At 67.1% G+C, this 16596-nt stretch carries 17 protein-coding genes; 9 read left to right on the plus strand and 8 right to left on the minus strand.

Features of this window, described 5'->3' with window-relative positions; all coding sequences use genetic code 11:
- Positions 1-26 precede the first annotated feature (26 nt).
- The 3 genes from P3L18_RS04775 to P3L18_RS04785 are packed head-to-tail and all read right to left on the minus strand — an operon-like array spanning position 27 to position 2873.
- The gene (locus P3L18_RS04775) at positions 27-1283 is read right to left on the minus strand and encodes an aminotransferase class III-fold pyridoxal phosphate-dependent enzyme (protein ID WP_276113439.1); all 1257 of its coding nucleotides are present in this window, start codon (positions 1281-1283) and stop codon (positions 27-29) included.
- A 7-nt stretch (positions 1284-1290) separates the two neighbouring features.
- Positions 1291-2058 (minus strand): hypothetical protein, encoded by a 768-nt coding sequence (locus tag P3L18_RS04780; protein ID WP_276113440.1) that lies wholly within the window; start codon positions 2056-2058, stop codon positions 1291-1293.
- Positions 2052-2873: an SDR family oxidoreductase gene (locus P3L18_RS04785; protein WP_276113441.1), complete on the minus strand. Its 822-nt coding sequence runs from the start codon at positions 2871-2873 to the stop codon at positions 2052-2054. The genes P3L18_RS04780 and P3L18_RS04785 overlap by 7 nt, the downstream gene beginning before the upstream one ends.
- A gap of 265 nt (positions 2874-3138) precedes the next feature.
- Between P3L18_RS04785 and P3L18_RS04790 the strand changes: the two genes are divergently transcribed.
- Positions 3139-4368: an MFS transporter gene (locus P3L18_RS04790; protein WP_276113443.1), complete on the plus strand. Its 1230-nt coding sequence runs from the start codon at positions 3139-3141 to the stop codon at positions 4366-4368.
- Complete coding sequence (locus P3L18_RS04795; protein WP_276113444.1) at positions 4368-5003, plus strand: TetR family transcriptional regulator C-terminal domain-containing protein; 636 nt, start codon at positions 4368-4370, stop codon at positions 5001-5003. The genes P3L18_RS04790 and P3L18_RS04795 overlap by 1 nt, the downstream gene beginning before the upstream one ends.
- Before the next feature lie 40 nt (positions 5004-5043).
- Here P3L18_RS04795 and P3L18_RS04800 read toward each other — a convergent pair whose 3' ends face one another.
- On the minus strand, positions 5044-5697 hold the full coding sequence (locus tag P3L18_RS04800; RefSeq protein ID WP_276113445.1) for a helix-turn-helix domain-containing protein: 654 nt from the start codon (positions 5695-5697) through the stop codon (positions 5044-5046).
- Positions 5698-5777: 80 nt separating this feature from the next.
- On the opposite strand from P3L18_RS04800, the gene P3L18_RS04805 reads away from it, so the two are divergent.
- From P3L18_RS04805 to trxA, 4 genes are read left to right on the plus strand one after another with little or no spacing between them, the layout of a single operon-like run.
- Positions 5778-6443: a class II aldolase/adducin family protein gene (locus tag P3L18_RS04805; protein ID WP_276113446.1), complete on the plus strand. Its 666-nt coding sequence runs from the start codon at positions 5778-5780 to the stop codon at positions 6441-6443.
- Complete coding sequence (locus P3L18_RS04810; RefSeq protein ID WP_079931140.1) at positions 6440-7282, plus strand: aminoglycoside phosphotransferase family protein; 843 nt, start codon at positions 6440-6442, stop codon at positions 7280-7282. Before P3L18_RS04805 ends, P3L18_RS04810 begins: the two co-directional genes overlap by 4 nt.
- Positions 7279-8886, plus strand: a complete 1608-nt coding sequence (locus P3L18_RS04815; protein WP_265077080.1) for an FAD-dependent oxidoreductase — start codon at positions 7279-7281, stop codon at positions 8884-8886. The genes P3L18_RS04810 and P3L18_RS04815 overlap by 4 nt, the downstream gene beginning before the upstream one ends.
- Before the next feature lie 46 nt (positions 8887-8932).
- Entirely contained in the window at positions 8933-9310 is a 378-nt protein-coding gene (trxA, locus tag P3L18_RS04820; RefSeq protein ID WP_014361789.1) for a thioredoxin, read from the plus strand.
- Here the strand turns inward: trxA and P3L18_RS04825 are convergent.
- Positions 9295-9936, minus strand: a complete 642-nt coding sequence (locus P3L18_RS04825; protein ID WP_276113447.1) for a TetR/AcrR family transcriptional regulator — start codon at positions 9934-9936, stop codon at positions 9295-9297. The two genes, trxA and P3L18_RS04825, sit on opposite strands and share 16 nt — an antisense overlap.
- Before the next feature lie 130 nt (positions 9937-10066).
- On the opposite strand from P3L18_RS04825, the gene P3L18_RS04830 reads away from it, so the two are divergent.
- A complete protein-coding gene (locus tag P3L18_RS04830; RefSeq protein ID WP_276113448.1) occupies positions 10067-11137 on the plus strand; it encodes a Rieske 2Fe-2S domain-containing protein in 1071 nt (356 codons plus the stop codon).
- A gap of 35 nt (positions 11138-11172) precedes the next feature.
- The gene (locus P3L18_RS04835; RefSeq protein WP_020173248.1) at positions 11173-12252 is read left to right on the plus strand and encodes a dihydrodipicolinate reductase; all 1080 of its coding nucleotides are present in this window, start codon (positions 11173-11175) and stop codon (positions 12250-12252) included.
- 261 nt (positions 12253-12513) lie between these two features.
- Here the strand turns inward: P3L18_RS04835 and P3L18_RS04840 are convergent, their stop codons facing one another.
- The 3 genes from P3L18_RS04840 to P3L18_RS04850 form a co-directional block, all read right to left on the minus strand.
- Entirely contained in the window at positions 12514-13641 is a 1128-nt protein-coding gene (locus P3L18_RS04840; protein ID WP_276113449.1) for an FAD-dependent oxidoreductase, read from the minus strand.
- A complete protein-coding gene (locus P3L18_RS04845) occupies positions 13638-14531 on the minus strand; it encodes a DUF1295 domain-containing protein (RefSeq protein ID WP_276113450.1) in 894 nt (297 codons plus the stop codon). The genes P3L18_RS04840 and P3L18_RS04845 overlap by 4 nt, the downstream gene beginning before the upstream one ends.
- Before the next feature lie 61 nt (positions 14532-14592).
- Positions 14593-15525, minus strand: a complete 933-nt coding sequence (locus tag P3L18_RS04850) for an oxidoreductase (protein ID WP_079931147.1) — start codon at positions 15523-15525, stop codon at positions 14593-14595.
- A 100-nt stretch (positions 15526-15625) separates the two neighbouring features.
- On the opposite strand from P3L18_RS04850, the gene P3L18_RS04855 reads away from it, so the two are divergent.
- The gene (locus P3L18_RS04855) at positions 15626-16594 is read left to right on the plus strand and encodes an alpha/beta hydrolase (RefSeq protein ID WP_276113451.1); all 969 of its coding nucleotides are present in this window, start codon (positions 15626-15628) and stop codon (positions 16592-16594) included.
- Positions 16595-16596: the final 2 nt, after the last annotated feature.

A 16596-nucleotide genomic window follows, 5' to 3' on the forward strand; every position in this document is an offset into this window, starting at 1 on the left:
ACGCCGGGCGTGTGTGCCGACAGTCTTCACACGATTGCACCGAACGCCTCGTCGGCGACCTCCAGTGTTCGGACGATGTCGTCGGAGGTGAGGGCGGCGTTGATGAAGTGGTTGTGGTGGGAGGTGAGAAACACGCCGCGTCGAACACATTCGGCGATCCAGCGTTGATGCAACATCAACGACGGATCGTCGGCGATGCGAAGGTAGAACAGCGCGGGCTCGCCGGAGGCGACAAGGGTCAGACCGTGACCGGCGGCGACGTCGACGAGACCTTCGGTCAGAGAAGTGCCGAGTTCCCGGAACAACGCAGGCGCATCGAGTTCTTTGAGCTTGCCGATGGTTGCCATACCGGCGGCGAACGGGACCGCACTCATCCAGTAGCTACCGGTGTAGGTGATGCTGCTGACCGCCGACCGCAAGCTCTCCCGGCCGCACAGGGCGGACACGTTGTAGCCGTTGGCGATCGCCTTGCAGAAACAGATGAGATCGGCAGAGAAGCCGTAGTGATGGTCACTGCCGGCGAGGTCGAGACGAAAGCCGGCGCGCACGTCGTCGACGATGAGCACCACTCCGTGTTCGTCGCAGAGTGCACGAACCGCAGCCCAAAACCCAGACGCTGGTAGCTCGTTGTCGGCGAAGTTCCCGTGTTGGTACGGCTGTGCAATGAGGGCGGCAATCTCACCGCGATGTTCGGCGAAAGTCTCTCTGAGCGAGTCGATGTCGTTCCACTTGATCTCGATGTTGCCACCGACGTCCTGCGGCAGGACGCCGGGATAGTCGAGCTTCTGTGCCCACGGGTCGACGCCGTGATAGTAGCCGGAGAAGAAGACGATTCGGCGGCGTGCGGTGGCGGCGCGCGCGGTCATGATCGCGAGCGTCGTCACATCGCCACCGTTCTTGGCGAAGAATGCCCAGTCGGCGCTCGCGACGGTGTCGACCATCACCTCGGCGAAGTCGACGAGCGCCACCGACGGAACCGAGACGGTATCTTCCTTGCGCGCCTGGACATCGGCTGCGGCAGCAACATCGGGATCACCGTAACCCAGGACGTTGGGACCGTATCCGCACATGTAGTCGATGAATTCATTGCCGTCGAGGTCCCAGAATCGGGTGCCCTGGGCATGTGAGGAGAACTTCGGGAAGGCCGATCGCGGGATGTGCATGCCCTCGGTGGGCGACAGGTGGCCGTAGACACCTCCCGGAATCACCTTGGCGGCACGGGCAAATGCGGCGTCGCTCGCCGCGTATGTGTAAGGGCGGCTGGGGGATTGGATGTCGGTCATGTGGCGATCACGGCTCCAGGTAGGCCCCGACACGGTCGAGGATGCGGTTGAGGTTGTCGATGAGCGGGATCAGTCCGTACATGGCTATGCGGCCGTCGCCAACGCACGCCAACGAGGATTCGCGCCCGGCGAGCACGTCGCCGACCACGGTCAGGTCGGCGAAACGCAAGACCGCGGTCGGACGGGCAGAGGTGACGTCGGTGCGTCGCATGTACGACGAGGCGACCCGGAATCGATAGGTGTATTCGTCACCGATCTGCATGTCGATGCGCCCGTCGGGCATATGCGCCGCCGAGAATCGGCCGCTGTCATCATGATTGGCAACAACGGTGAGTGCGCCGGCCACCACCTCGAGGGTCAGCAACGTGGAGATCTCCCGGAACCGCGGGTCGGCGAGACGCTGAGGGTCGGGTCTCAGATACTCACCGAGAAGGTTGGTCAGCGGTGTGAACACCGTGGTGAGGAATCGTAGCCCGCGCGGTCCGGTGGCCGGGATGGGCGACGAATCACCGGCGACGACCGCGTTGAGATGGCAGGCTGAGGTGAAGAACAACGTGGGACCGCCTGCGCCCCAACCAGGTCGGATACCGCCGCTCCCGAAGGTGTAGCGCGCGTTCAGTCCGCCGGGCGCCCGGAGTGTCAACGTGGTGTCCGAGCGCATGGGCGACAGGATGTCGCGGGCGTCGGGCACCAATTCGACCAGGGTCGGCAGTGCCCCGAGCACGGCGTCGAGGTTGATCTCGGCGCGGACGCGCTCGTCGACGTCGATCAGCATGGGCGGCCATCCTTTTCTCGAGGGCCGCTGCCGGCCCGGGTGGTCGATCGGGCGCCGACGGTCAGCACCAGCCGACGCGGGGCACATCGGGCGGCGAACGCCTGGATGCGGTTGCCGAGGCCGACGGTGACCACCGGCCCGGACGTGGTGTCGAGCGCGGCGAATGCGGCATCGACGACCTCCTCAACGGTGCCGAGCCGACCGACCTTGAACTGTTCGGAGCCCGAAGCCTCGAAGAACTCGGTGGCGGTCGGCCCGGGGCAGAGAGCCAGGACGCGCAGACCGCTTCCGCGGCTCTCCTCCCAGATGGCCGAGGTCAGCGACGTCACGAAAGCTTTGCAGGCGGCATAGACGGCGAGATTGGGCACCGGTTGGTGACCGGCAGTACTCGACACGGTGATCAGTGCGCCCGCCGGACCGGCCGCCAGCAACGAGGGCAGGAGGTGGCGGGTGAGCAGTGCCGGCGCCACCACATCAACCGTCATCTCCTCGAGGATCCGATCGGCGTCCTCGTCGACGAACCGACCGGCGGTGCCGAAACCCGCGCAGTTCACCAGGATTCCGATGTCGAGGCCAACCTCGCGAAGATGTGCGGCGAGCGCGCCCGGCGCGGCAGGGTCGGCCAGATCGGCGGGTACGACGGCCGCCGACACCCCGAATCGACGCTCGAGACTCTCGGCGAGGGCGCGCAGTCGCTCGACCCGACGCGCGACGAGCACGACGTTGTGGCCGTTCCTGGCGAACCGTTCGGCAAAGCCCTTGCCAATACCCGAGCTGGCACCGGTGACCAGCGCCGTCGGCACATCTGCGCTCACAGCTCCCGCTTCCCGGAGACAGCGTGCAATCACACACATCCCTAATTTCTGGACAAATGACTCGTTCGGCTGGCGACGCTGCCGCAGAATTCTCGAGTTTCATCGACGTAAACACTGAAACTTCCCACTTGCGGCGTCGACTTCCCGCACTCTTAATGGGAGTAACCGGGACATTAGTCCAGACTCTGGAGTCCGGCAAGGTTTCGGCGTCCACCACGCCACGCGCCGGTGATAATTGACCCGCACACCGACAGGGGGACCAGGCATGCAGATCACGCCGACAGGACCGGGCACGGTCGAGGGACTGCCCTCACTGCGGGTCCGTAAGACCGCGGTGGCCTGCGGATACGCTGCGCAGGGACTCGGATACGCCGCGGTCATGACGGCGTTGCCGACCTTCCAGGACACCTGGGGAATCGACGACCAGGGCGTCGCGGTGATCCTGCTCGGCACGTGCGTCATGGCCGGTATCGGCTCGGTGGCCGCCGACCTGATCTCGGTACGCCGGGGCAGCCGGGTTGCGGTCTGCACCGCCCTGACGGTGCAGGTGGCGGCGATCGCGACGATGGCCTTCGCGCCCGTGTTCGCCGCGTTCATCGCAGCCGTGGTGGTCTACGGCATCGGCCTGGGCACCATGGATGCCGCCGCCAACATGCAGGGCACCATGCTCGAAGCCCGCACGGCCACACCGCATCTCGGACGCTTCTATGCCGCCTACACCGCGGCGGCCGCCCTCGGTGCGCTGGCCATGAGCGCTTTCCTGTCCACCGCGGCGGGCGCGATCGGAGCGCTGCTGACCGCCGGCGCGATCCAACTCGCGGTCGCGGTGTTCGGCGTCGTCGGCCTCGATCCGTCCCGGGAGGCGGTCCACGCCCAGCCCGACGCCGAGCCGTCACCTGCGCCGGACGCGGAACGAATCCCGTTGCCGCGCCGCGCGATCTGGCTCGTCGGTGCCACGCTGATGGCGATCTACATGCTCGACTCCGCGGTCTCGACGTGGAGCACCGTCTACCTCACCAACGCCTTCGACAACCTCGCCCACCTCGCCCCACTGGGGTATGCGCTGTATCAGGTCACCACCCTGCTGTCGCGCCTGGTGACCGACCGCCTGGAGATCCGGGTGGGCATCACGCGTCTGGCCCTGGCAGCGATCGGCATCGGCGTCGCCGGCTGTGTGGTGATCGCCGCCGTCCCGGCCTTCGCCGGGGCGATCGTGGGCCTGGCCATCGCCGGCATCGGCGGCGGAATCCTGATCCCCGTGACCTTCGCCGCGGCCGGACGCATCCTGCCCGCACGCCGCGACGAGGTCATCGCACGGGTGAACCTCTTCAACTACGCGGGAGTCATACTGGGCGCGGTGATCATCGGCGCCATTGCATCGGGCTCCGGGATCGGTCTCGGATTCCTCATCCCCGCGGCCGGTCTCGTCGCGGTCATCCCGCTGGCGCGACGCATCGACACGACGCGCTGGCGTCCGGCCCCGAGCGCGGTGTGATGACCAGCCACCAGAGCACCGAGCGGGGCGTCCGCGGACGCAGCCGTCAGCGTCGGCAGAAGCTGCTCGACGCGACCATCGAGATCATGGCCGAGCAGGGTCTCGCCGCCGTCACCCACCGGGCAGTGGCCGCGACGGCCGGACTACCCCCGTCGTCGACCAGCTACTTCTTCGAGTCGATCGACGAGCTGATGGCCGAAGCCGTGACCGAGGCTATGGACCGCGAGGTCGCCCGACTCGGGGCACTCGAGGGCGCGTTCGATGACGGCCCCGCGTCGGCGGGCCGGTTGATCGGCAGCTTCGTCGACTTCATCCGCAGCGAACACGACCCGCACACCGTCGCACAGTTCGAGATCTACCTCTACGCCTCGCGCAAGCCGGAGCTGCGCGAGCGGGTCGTCACGATCATCGAGGCCACCCGCGACGTTGCCCGCCGCGCGCTGAATGCCGCAGGTGTCGAGAACCCGCTGGCCGCCGACGCCATGCTCGCGATGATCGACGGATTCTCGTTGCATCGCATCGCCGATCCCGACACCACCGACGTCGAGAGTCTTCTGCTCGGTCTCCGCGCGCTGCTCGTCGGATTGTCGGCGCTCGAGGTGGTCGGCGATTCCGACCCTCCGGGTCAGCGCTGATCAAGACCCTCCGGGTCAGCGCTGATCAAGACCCTCCGGGTCAGCGCTGATCCAGGTACGCCCGGATCATGTCCTCCAACTCGGCCAGCAACGCCGTGTCCGGGGTGGTCGCACCGTCCTCACCCACCGCACTGAACGCCTCGTGCATCACTGCGTCGGCCGCGGCGAACACGGTGCGCGCCACCGTCATATCGCATCCGGTGAGTCCACACGCCTGCATCAGCTCGCACACCTTGACCGCCATCCGCGCCTTGTGTGCTCGCCCGGGTCCACCCGGCAGCCGCGCGATGGACCGCACGATCTGCACGCTGCGCTCGTCGGTGTAGATCCCCGCGATGTGTCCGATCACCTCGGCGACCGGGTCGGCGAGCTCCTCGACCTCGATGCGATCGATGACGTCGTCCATCAGGTTCTCGATGCGCTCGTGGTAGCGGGCGACGAGGGCGGCGGCGATCGCGTCACGGTCGGGCAGATACTGATGCAGGGCGCCGACCGAGAGTCCCGCCTCCTCGGCCACCCGGGTCAGGGTCAGGGCGTCGACACCCTCGCGCACCGCGATCCGGTCGGCGGCTGCGAGGGCTTTGCTGACCTTCTCGCGTGATCGCGACTGGGTGGGCGTGCGCTTCAGGGGTACCGACGAAAGATCGTCTTTCGGCGGAGCGGCCGGAGCCGGCTCGTCTGGAGCGGAATACACCGGCCCACCATATCCGCCGAACGTCGAGCGACACACAACCAAACTTGACTTTGGTTTTCCGTCCACTCACGCTGTTGTGCGTGACAGTCGACACCACCGGTCTGCGCGAACGCGTCGCTGCGATGTCCCGCTACCTCGGCGAACGCGGGCTCTTCATCGGTACCGCAGGCAACGTCAGTGCCCGGATCGACGGGGTGGTGGCCATCACCGCATCCGGGATCGATCTCACCTCCGCAGACGCCGACGAGGTCACCGTCGTCGACCTCGACGGCGCGGTACTCGATGGGCATCTGTCGCCGAGTTCCGAGGTGGACCTGCATCTCGGGGTGTACCGGCAGCCGCAGTTCGCGGGCCTGTCCGGGGTGGTGCACACCCACTCCCGATTCGCGACGGCGCTGTCCGTCGTGTGCACCGAGTTGCCGGTGATCCACTATCAACAGCTCTCTCTCGGCGGATCGCTGCGTGTCGCCCCATTCGAGACCTTCGGCACCCTCGAGCTCGCCACGGCGGTGCACTCGGCGCTGAGCGGACGCCTCGCGGCACTGATGGCCAATCATGGTGCGGTGGCCCTCGGCAACGACCTCGCCGCCGCCGCCGACAACGCGCTGCTGCTCGAGTGGTTGTGTGAGATCTATTGGCGCGCACACGCCATCGGGGCACCCCGTACCCTGAACGAGACCCAGCAGCACGGTGTCATCGAACATGCGCTGCGCATCGGATACGGCGGCACGAAGGAGATCGGATGACCGCAACGCCCGGGCGTCAACTGGCCACCGGTCGCACCGCCGACATCTTCGAGTGGGGTCCCGACCGGGTCGTCAAGGTGTTCACCGGGGCCCTCGACGACGCCGCCATCGCCACCGAGGTCCGCGATTCGATCGAGGCGAATACGTTGGGCATCACCCCGATTCGCTGTCACGGCACCGCTGCGCTCGACGACGGGCGGGTCGGAATCGTCTTCGATCGTCTCCACGGGGTGGCCCTCACCACCGTCGCCGAACGACGCCCCTACCGCATCCCGGCGGTGGCCCGGATGCTCGCCGCCGAGCACGCCCGCATCCACGCCGCCCGCAGCGACGTCTTCCCCGATGTGCGGGAGGTGGCCGTCTCGCTGCTCGACACCGCTCCGTTGTCCGACCTCGACGACCCCGAACGCGACGTGCTGCGCCGTCGAATCCGCGCACTGCCGAGTGGTGATTCGGTGCTGCACCTGGACTTCCATCCGCTCAACGTGTTCGAACACGACGGCGGACTGGCCACGATCGACTGGCAGTCGGCAGCGCTCGGCGACCCCGCCGCCGACGTCGCCGCGACGTCCTTGCTGTTCACCGAAGCCGAATTGTTCCCCGGTATCTCGGCGCTGCAACGCGTTGTCTACCAATCGGTTCGGCGGGTGATGTTGCGGTTCTACCTCGCCGAATACCGACGCCGCACCGGGATCGGAGCCGAGCGGATCGCGCCGTGGATGACCACGGCCCGCATCCTGCGCCTGGGTTGGCTCAACGTCGAGAGCGAACGTACCGACCTACTCGCCCGCATCCGGGCCGACCTCGGCGGGACCGATCCTTCCGGGACCGGCCGATGAGTCCCGCACCCCGGTTGCGGCGCAACGACTTCGGCGGTCGCACGACGACGGTCGACGTCCTGGTCATCGGTGGCGGCATCACCGGTGCGGCGATCGCCTATGAAGCGGCGAGCCGCGGACTCGACGTCGCGCTCGTCGAACGGTCCGATTTCGGCGGTGCGACGTCGGCGGCGACGGGCAAACTGATCCACGGCGGACTGCGATACCTCAAGCAGTTCGATATCCGGCTGGTGCGCGAATCCCTGGCGGAGCGGCGGACCCTGATGTCGATCGCCCCGAACCTGGTCTCACCGATCCCGATGGTGCTGCCCGATCCCGGCATCGTCGAACGCCTCGGACTGACTACCTACGACCTCCTCTCGGCCGACCGCAACCGGATCGGCGATCCCACCAAACACATTCCGCGCCATCGCATTCTCGATCACGACGAGCTCGCCGCGCGCGGCCTGGCCGACCTGCATTCCGGCGCCCTGTTCCACGACGCGATGATGGCCTTCCCCGAACGCCTCACCCTGGCCTTCCTGCGCAGTGCCGCCGAGCACGGGGCCCTTGTCGCCAATGGTGTTGCGGTGCAGACGATCATCGGTGGCGGTGGACGTGTGGTCGGGGCGCACATCTGCGATCGGCTGACCGGGGAGGTCGGTGAGGTGCGCGCCCGCGTCACCGTCAACGCGACCGGGCCGTGGGCGCGCGACGTGCTGGCGGGCAGTCCGCTCACCGAAACCCTCGCCGGACCACCGCCTACGGTCCGGTCCGAAGGCATCTATCTCGTCACCCGTGAACTGTCGACGACGATGGTGCTCACCGTTTCCGGGCACGGACATTTCAGTTTCGCGCCGTGGCGTGGGCTCTCACTGATCGGGCCGACCGAGACCCCGTACCGGGGCGCGGTCGAGGACTGGCGACTGACGCGCGCGTCGATCGAGACCTTCCTCGACGCGATCAACTCCGCATCGATGGTCCCGGTCCGGCTCGATCTCGACGACGTCGTCGCGGCCTACGGCGGCTTGCGACCACTGACCGAGCAGAACGGCGAGGACACCTACAACGCCAGTCGCGCTTCGGAACTCGTCGACCACCGCAGGGACGGACTCGCCGGCATCGTCACCGCGACGGGCGGCAAGTACACCAATTCGCGGGCCTTCGCACAGAAGGCGGTCACCGCGCTGAGTGAACGTGAGGGGCTGTCGGTACGCCGGAGTTCCAGCGCATCAACACTTCTCGCGGGCTGCCTACCCACCGGCGAGCACGTCCGGCAGGCCGGCGGGCTCGATGCACGGACGGTCGCGATCGTCGAGCAGATCTTTGGCAGCGACGCCGACGACGTGCTGGCGACGGCCATCGAGCGCCCGGACCTGGCGCGCACGGTCACCCACGACGGCATCCCCCTCGCGGCCGTGGCCCACTCCGCGCGACACGAATCGCCACGCACCCTGCTCGATCTGCTGCTGCGACGCACCGGCATCGGGACCGTGGGTCGGCCCGCCGACGACGACCTCACCGAGATGGCACAGATCGCCGGCGCCGAGCTCGGATGGGACGCGGCGCGGATCACCCGAGAGATCGCCGATGCGCGCGCCGGCCTGGGCGTCCCGGTGGATTGACCGGGTCGTCGGGAATAGGCCCTGGTGGGTCGGCCTTGACAGGGATATGAGTACACACGAGATCACTCTCGAGAACTTCGGAGCCACCGTCGAACAGGACGGCATCGTGCTCCTCGATTTCTGGGCCGGCTGGTGCGGGCCCTGCCGCCAATTCGCGCCGGTCTTCGACAAGGCCGCCCAAGCCCACCCCGACATCACCTTCGGCAAGATCGACACCGAGGCGCAGCAGCAGCTCGCCGGGAGCCTGGGTATCCGTTCGATCCCCACGCTGATGGCCTTCCGCGACGGCGTCCTCGTCTTCAATCAGCCCGGCGCGCTACCCGCAGCGCAGTTCGAGCAACTCATCGACGCCGTGGAGGGCCTCGACATGGACGAGGTCCGCGCCGAGATCGCGAAGTCGGAGTCGGATCAGGCCTCGTCCTGACCGCTCTCCACAGTCGGCGCGAGGTAGGCGACGATGGCGTCGGCGAGTCCGCGACGCGCGACGTCGAGGTCGCTGTAGCTGCCGAGTTGTTTCTCCGAGACCAGCCCCCGCATTGCGCCGGGTAGAAAGGCGGCCACCGCCGTCACACGCTGTGGGTCGATCGTGAGATCGCCGAATGCGTTCTGGCAGGCGGTGTTCCACTGCGGCGCCCACGAGCGCAGTTCGGTGGCGGTCTGCGGGTAGAGGCGTTCGAGTTCTGCGGACTCGCGCGGCAGAGCGGCGCGCAGGGTCTCGATCGCGCGCGAGTCCGGCGCGGTGAGTCCCTCGTACATCAGGTCGACGATGGCGTGGACACGCTCGCCCAGCGAGCTGTGGTGGTCGAAGTCGCGCACCGGTAGGGTGCCCCGGCGCTCCGCGGTACGGCGCAACACCGCCGCCCAGAGTCCGTCGATGTCGCCGAACTGGTATTTGACCGCTCCCCAGGTCGCCCCGATGTCCTTGGCGATGCGGTTGCCCGAGACCGATCCCGGATCACCGGTGGCCAACGACGCCACCGCGGCGTCGAGCATCGCGTCGCGTGTGGCCTGTCCCCGCTTGTTGGGGCGACGCACCGCAGCCTCTGTCATGATCTGGAGCCTACTGCGCGAGGCTTTTCGTAGAACCCTCTTGTATTTTTTCGTAGAGGGTTCTACTTTTCTGGTGGGAACATCGCTCGCGACAGCCCGCGGGCGAGGCGAACTGCCGGAAGGACCCGAGGTGGCCAAGACTCCGTTGTCGATGGAACCGACCGGCTGGTTCCAGGTCGCGTGGTCGGCGGAGATCGAGGTCGGCGCGGTTGTCCGGATGACCTATTTCGGCCAGGAGATGGTCGCGTGGCGGTCGGCGTCGGGCCGGGTCTCGGTCTTCGACGCGTATTGCGAACATCTCGGTGCCCACCTCGGATACGGCGGACATGTCGAGGGCGAGAACCTCGAGTGCCCGTTCCACGGCTGGCAGTGGAACAGTGAAGGGCGCAACGTGTGCATCCCGTACGAGGCGCGCCCGAACAAGGGCCGCCGTATCCGTAGTCATCCGGTCGTCGAGCGCAACGAGTCGATCTGGATCTGGTACGACAAGCACGGTCGCGCACCGTATTTCGAGGTGCCCGACATCTTCACCGCGTTCGGGGACGACGCCGACGTCGCGCGCCGCTACTATCCGCCGGTGCCGGCGGCGATCCGCTGTTGGCGCGGGCTCGAGCTGCACCCGCAGTACGTGCTGGAGAACGGCGTCGATTTCGCGCATTTCCTCTTTGTGCACAAGACACCGTTCATGCCGGAGTTCACCCGGCACGACTTCGACGGCCCGGTGTCCTATGTCGACTTCACCATCGCGTTCGAGGAGGGTAAGACCCTCGAGAATGCCGGCAGCGGAGTCTATTCCATCAACGCCGGGCTCGGCTGCTCGGTGACGAGGTCCTGGGGCATGATCGAGAACCGGACGATGCCCGCGGTCACCCCGGTCGACGAGCACACCTGCGACGTCCGGTTCACCGTGTGGATCGGCCGCAAACCCGGCGAGGAGAACGCCACCGGGATGACCCCCTACGGGCAGACGATGGCCGACCTGGTCATCGAGCAGTTCGCCGCCGACGTCGAGATCTGGTCGCACCAGCGCTACTCTGACCCACCGGCGTTGTCCCGCAAAGAGTTCGCCGGTTTCACCGCCCTTCGACGCTGGGCTGAGCAGTTCTACCCCGACGGCGAGGATCTGGGAACCGACCCACGCATGCCGCACAGTGGGGCCATCGTTCCGTTGCATCCGTCCGCGCACGTGACCAGCGCCTGATCCCCGACACCACACCACGGCGAGAGGTAATCCCGATGAGCCTTCCCATCCGCGTATTCCAGGTCGCCACCGGCAATCTGGGCACCGAGACCATCGGCCGCATCCAGCGCCACCCGGATCTCGAGCTCGTCGGGCTGCACTGCTACACCGAGGACAAGATCGGCCGCGACGCCGGTGAGATCGTCGGGATGGAACCGATCGGAGTGCGCGCCACCGGGTCCGTCGCGGAGATCATCGCCGCGCGCCCGGACGTGGTGACCTTTCACGGTGTCTTCCCCGACGAAGACCTCTACGTGGCGGTCCTCGAAGCGGGGATCGACGTCGTGACCACCGCCGACTGGATCACCGGCTACCACCGCGACACCAACCACCCGCATCCATCGGGGCGACGCGTCAGCGAGGTGATCGCCGATGCCTGCGCACGTGGCGGGGCAACCTTCTACGGGACCGGGATGAATCCGGGGCTTTGTCAGATCCTCGGCATCGTCAATTCCGCCGACGTCGCCGACATCGAGAACATCACCGTGACCGAGTCGGTCGACGTGTCCTGCCATCACTCCGCGCAGACCTGGCGAGAAGTGGGTTACGGCCTGCCCGTGGATGATCCGCGTCTGCCGGACATGTTGTACAAATACACCGCGGTCTTCGCCGACTCGGTGTATCTGATGGCCGACGCCTTCGACCTCCCACTCGACGAGGTCACGTTCGGCTATGAGCTCGGCGCCTGCACCAAGGACGTCGATCTCGGCTGGTATCAGCTACCGAAGGGATCGCTGGGCGGCAGCTACATCCGCTATCAGGGCATGGTCGGCGGGGTCCCGCGTGTGGAGTCCCACCTCGAGTGGCAGATGACGCCGCACACCGATCCCTCGTGGGACATCAAGGGCTGCTACCTGACTCAGATCCAGGGCGATCCCTGTGTCTACAACAAGCACATGATCTTCCCGCGGCCCGGCGTCGATCTCTCCGATCCGCAGAATTTCGCGTCGATCGGGATGACGGTCACCGGAATGCCCGCGCTCCATGCGATCCGCGCGGTCGTTGCCGCGCCGCCCGGTATCGTCACCAGCGCCGACCTGCCACTGCGTGCGTTCGCCGGACGATTCGCCGGTTGAGACCCTCGCACGCAGGCATCGTCGGACAAACAACATGCCCCGATCCTCATCGAGGATCGGGGCATGCCCGGTCATGTTCTACTTGACGCCGCTGAAGATGTACTGCAGCACAGCGAGCACGGTGTCGTTGGATTGAATCGCGTTCCACAAGATGTTGTCGATCATGATGGCTCCCCCTTTCACGTGAGACAGGACCACAGAATACAGAACAAACCTGACAGTTGAACCCCGGACTGTAACGGTAGGGACGCGATCGTGTCGTCACCAATCGGGGCCTTCCCGTTCCGGACGTACACCGTGGTAGATCCCACGCCGCACGATGACCGGCCAGAGCACCCTCTCGACCGCCCACGCGGGGAACCGGAACGCGCGGCCGTTCGGCGCGAACACCTGCAGACCGTCGCTCTGCGGGCCGAGAACCGACCCCCACTGTCGGGGTGGCGGCCGATAGGTCCGCAGCCGGCCGCCCCGTAGGTGGGCACGGACGTTGTGGGCGACCAGCCGGTCGGCGCGATTGCGTGCCGACGACCTCAGCGGATCGGTGGCGGCGACGTCGCCGACAGCGAAGATGTTCGGATACAACGGGTTCTGCAGGGTCGGCGTCACCTGCACGAAGCCGTCGTCGTCGAGCAGCGCAGTCGGCAGTCCGTCGGTGTTGGGGGCGGTGCGGCCGACCGCCCACACCACGAGGTCGGCCTGCGCCGGGGGCTGGCCGGTGGACCAGTGCACCGTGCCCCCGTCGAGTCGGGTTGTGTCGACGTCGGTGAGGACGGCGCGATGGTCGGGGTGCAGCCGAACCCCTGCGTGTTCGAGCCGCGCACCGACGGTGCGCCAGGTGCGCGGATGGTGCGTCCGCAGTGGCGATGGACCGGGAAAATACAAGTCCACCTTGGTATCCGGGCTGTGTGCGGCAATGTTGGCGGCCGCACTGACCGCCGACGCCCCGCCGCCGACGACGATCACCGAGCGCGCCTGGCGGACCTGCCGATGATGGTCGGCCAATTCCGCGGACACCTGCTTCTCGTCGCGGAACCGGGTGGTCCGCCAGAACCCGTTGGTGACGCCGGTCGCGATGACCAGGGCGTCATACGCCTTGTCGAGGATCGTGCCGTCGGGCCGGGCGACGGTGAGTCGCCGCCCATCCGGATCCAGTGACGTGATGCGTCCGTGCACGATCGTCGCGGCGTCGAGCGCGCGATATCGCCGGTAGGGCAACGCATATTCGTGTGCCCACGCTTCTGGACGGGTCAACCGCATGCCGAGTTCCTGCCCGCTGATCAGGCCCGGTGCGACGGTGATCCCGACGACGTCGGCGTGACGTGCGAGGTGGATCGCGGTGAGGGTGCCGGTGTCGCCGAGCCCGGCGATCACCACCCGTGGCCTGCTCACGCCGGATCGGTCTGCACGGTCGGTCGTGGTGGCCAGGGCACGAACTTCGACACCCGGCCGATCACTCTCGCATAGTCGGGGCGCCGGTCGAGGCTGCGCCGTTCCATCATCGGAATGCTGGCGCCGAGGAACATCGCCAGCATCACCACCGCGCCGGCGAACATCCACCACGCGTCGGAAGGAGCTGCCGCCACCCCGAACAACGCCAGCGACAACCAGAATCCGAACTCGCCGAAGTAGTTCGGGTGTCGCGACCACGACCACACCCCGCGATCCATGACCGCTCCGGCCGGGGCCGTCGCAACGAACGCATGCAGTTGACGATCGGCGACGGTCTCGAGACCAAGTGCGGCCACCCCGACCACCAGCGCGACCGCGGTCAGCCACGGCACCTCGGTATCCGGTTGGCGTACCGCGATGTATGCGGGCATCAGCGCGAGAAACACCTGCAGCGTCGGGATCAGATGAATCGCGGTGAGATCGACGACGACCTCGGCACGTCCGGCCTGATCGCGCAACATCGGGTACCGCCAGTCTTCATGATGGAGCCCGGGAAACCCCCTGGCCCAGTTGACCGTCAGGCGGACCGACCATGCCACGACCAGCGCGGTGAGCAGCCAGCAGTGCACCGCCGCGATTCCCGCGTCGCCCTCGACCCACCACCACACCACCAGCAATGGCGGGATCACGCTCCAATATGCGTCGTAGAAGCTCGAATTGTGGTGTGCCCGACTGAAGATGAAGACCACCAGCGTCGCGAGCACGTCGGCGATCAATGCGTTCAGCCATGGCATCGACAGGTGCGGACCCCACAAGAGCCAGACCAGACCGACCACGATGGCGATGGTGTAGGCGATTCCGATACGCAGGAAGCCGGCTGATCGAGTCATCGGTCTGATCGTACGGGTCGACGGTCACGTGTACGGGTGAAATCGCCATCGCCCGATTCCCCTACAGATCGACATGCACCCCGGTGAGCTTCTCCGCGCACTCCCACAGCTGCCGACCCAGCACGGGGTCGGTGGCCTTCTCGGCCAACGGGATCTGGACCGGCGGACCGCTGAAACCCATGGCGCCACGCGGGCCGTAGTACTGACCGCCGAGCACCGCCGGATCGGTGGCGGCACGCACGGTGATGAGCGCCCCACCGGAGGGCTCCATGATGAAGGTGCGCCGCAGCCAGCGCAGTGACGGTGTGGTGAACAGCCACTGCAGGAGTGCGTTCTGATCGCGCATGACACCGGACTGTGTGGCACCGGGATGCGCGGCCACCGACAACGCGCGCTGCCCGGCGTGGGTGAGTCGCCGCTGCAATTCGACCGCGTACACCAGCTGCGCGAACTTGGCGCGGGAATATGCACGCGCGGCGGTGAACCCGCGGTCCATGGTCAGGTCGTCGAAGTCGATGAGGCCTGCGCGATACACCTTGGAACCGACCGTCACGAAGCGCCCGGCCTCGGCGGCGGTCACCGCGCCGAGCAGCAAACCGTTGAATGCGTAGTGGCCGAGGAAGTTGGTGCCGAAGTCCATCTCGAAGCCGTCCACGGTGAGTTCGCGACGCTGGCGCATCAGGCCCGCATTGTCGACCACGAGGTCGATGACCGGGTACTCGGCACAGAGCTTCTCCGCACATTCCCGTACCGACGCAAGATCACTGAGGTCCAGGCGAGCGATGTCGAGGTCGGCGTCGGGCACGCTTGCCGCGATGGTGTCACGAGCCTCGGCGGCGGAGCGCGGGTTGCGGCAGGCCAACACCACTCGCGCACCCAATCCGGCGAGCTGACGTGCGGTTTCCAACCCGATCCCGGAGTTGGCGCCGGTCACCACCGCCACCCGCCCGTGTTGCGAGGGGGCGTCCGCCAGACCCCAACCTTTACCGCTCATCGTTGCCCCTCCTGACCTGTTTTGTGCCCTTTGGGTATCACACAGCGGAAATGTCGGTGTCGGATGGGCGGTGCCGACGCGATGGCGACAGAATGTGGAGGTGCCCACCGAGCGCGTACCCCCGTCGCCGTCGCGTGTCGCGCGAGTGCGGTCGGCACTCGCTTACGCGGTCGTGGCTCTGTGCGTCGTGCTCGGGCTCGCGGCCTGCGCGGGCACCCATGACGCGGCGCAACCCCCGGTGCCCGTGGCACCCGCCGGACTCCGGATTCAGCGCATCGACTACCCGGTGCCCCACCCCGATCCGACTCAGAACTGGATGGACCTGTATCTCCCCGACCATCAACACCTGAGCCGGATACCGCTGGTGATCCTGATCCACGGTGGTGGATGGGGCAAGACCATCGGCGCAGGCAGCTTCAACGTCTTCGCCGCCAGCGTCGCCGACCGCGGAGTGGCGGTACTCAACGTCGAGTACCGGCGTGTGGGCAGCGGCGGTGGCTGGCCGACCACATTCTCCGACGTCGCCGCCGCCGTCAATGACATCCCGGCCGTGGCCCGGGACTACCCGATCATCGATACACGACGATCCGTGGTGGTCGGTCACTCTGCAGGCGCCCAGCTCGCGGTGTGGACCGCCACCCGCGATTACCGCAGCGTCGACGCTCTCGGTGTACCGGTGAGATATCGGCCAGCGGTGGCGATGTCGATCGCCGGGCCGCTCGACATGCGTCGTGCCGCAGCGCTCGGCGACCGCAATGTGATGCGGGTGCTCGGCGGCCCGCCGCAACGGGTGCCGCGTCGGTATTCCGCTGTCGATCCGATCCAGAATCTCGACCCGCAGGTCCCGGTGATCGGGCTCGTCGGCAGCCTCGACACCACAGTGCCGGCGATTCTCACCCAGGACTACGTCACCGCCGACACCGCGGTCGGCGGCAATGCCCGACTCATAGTCTTTGCCGGACAAACCCATTCGTCGGTCGTTTCGCCGTCGTCAAGAACCTTCGATCGCCTCGTGGACGAAATCGTCGCCGCCGTCGGCCTGACGGCACCGGCGCACGACGATCGCTGATC

Source organism: Gordonia sp. N1V (genome assembly GCF_029269935.1).
Classification (GTDB): Bacteria; Actinomycetota; Actinomycetes; order Mycobacteriales; family Mycobacteriaceae; genus Gordonia; species Gordonia polyisoprenivorans.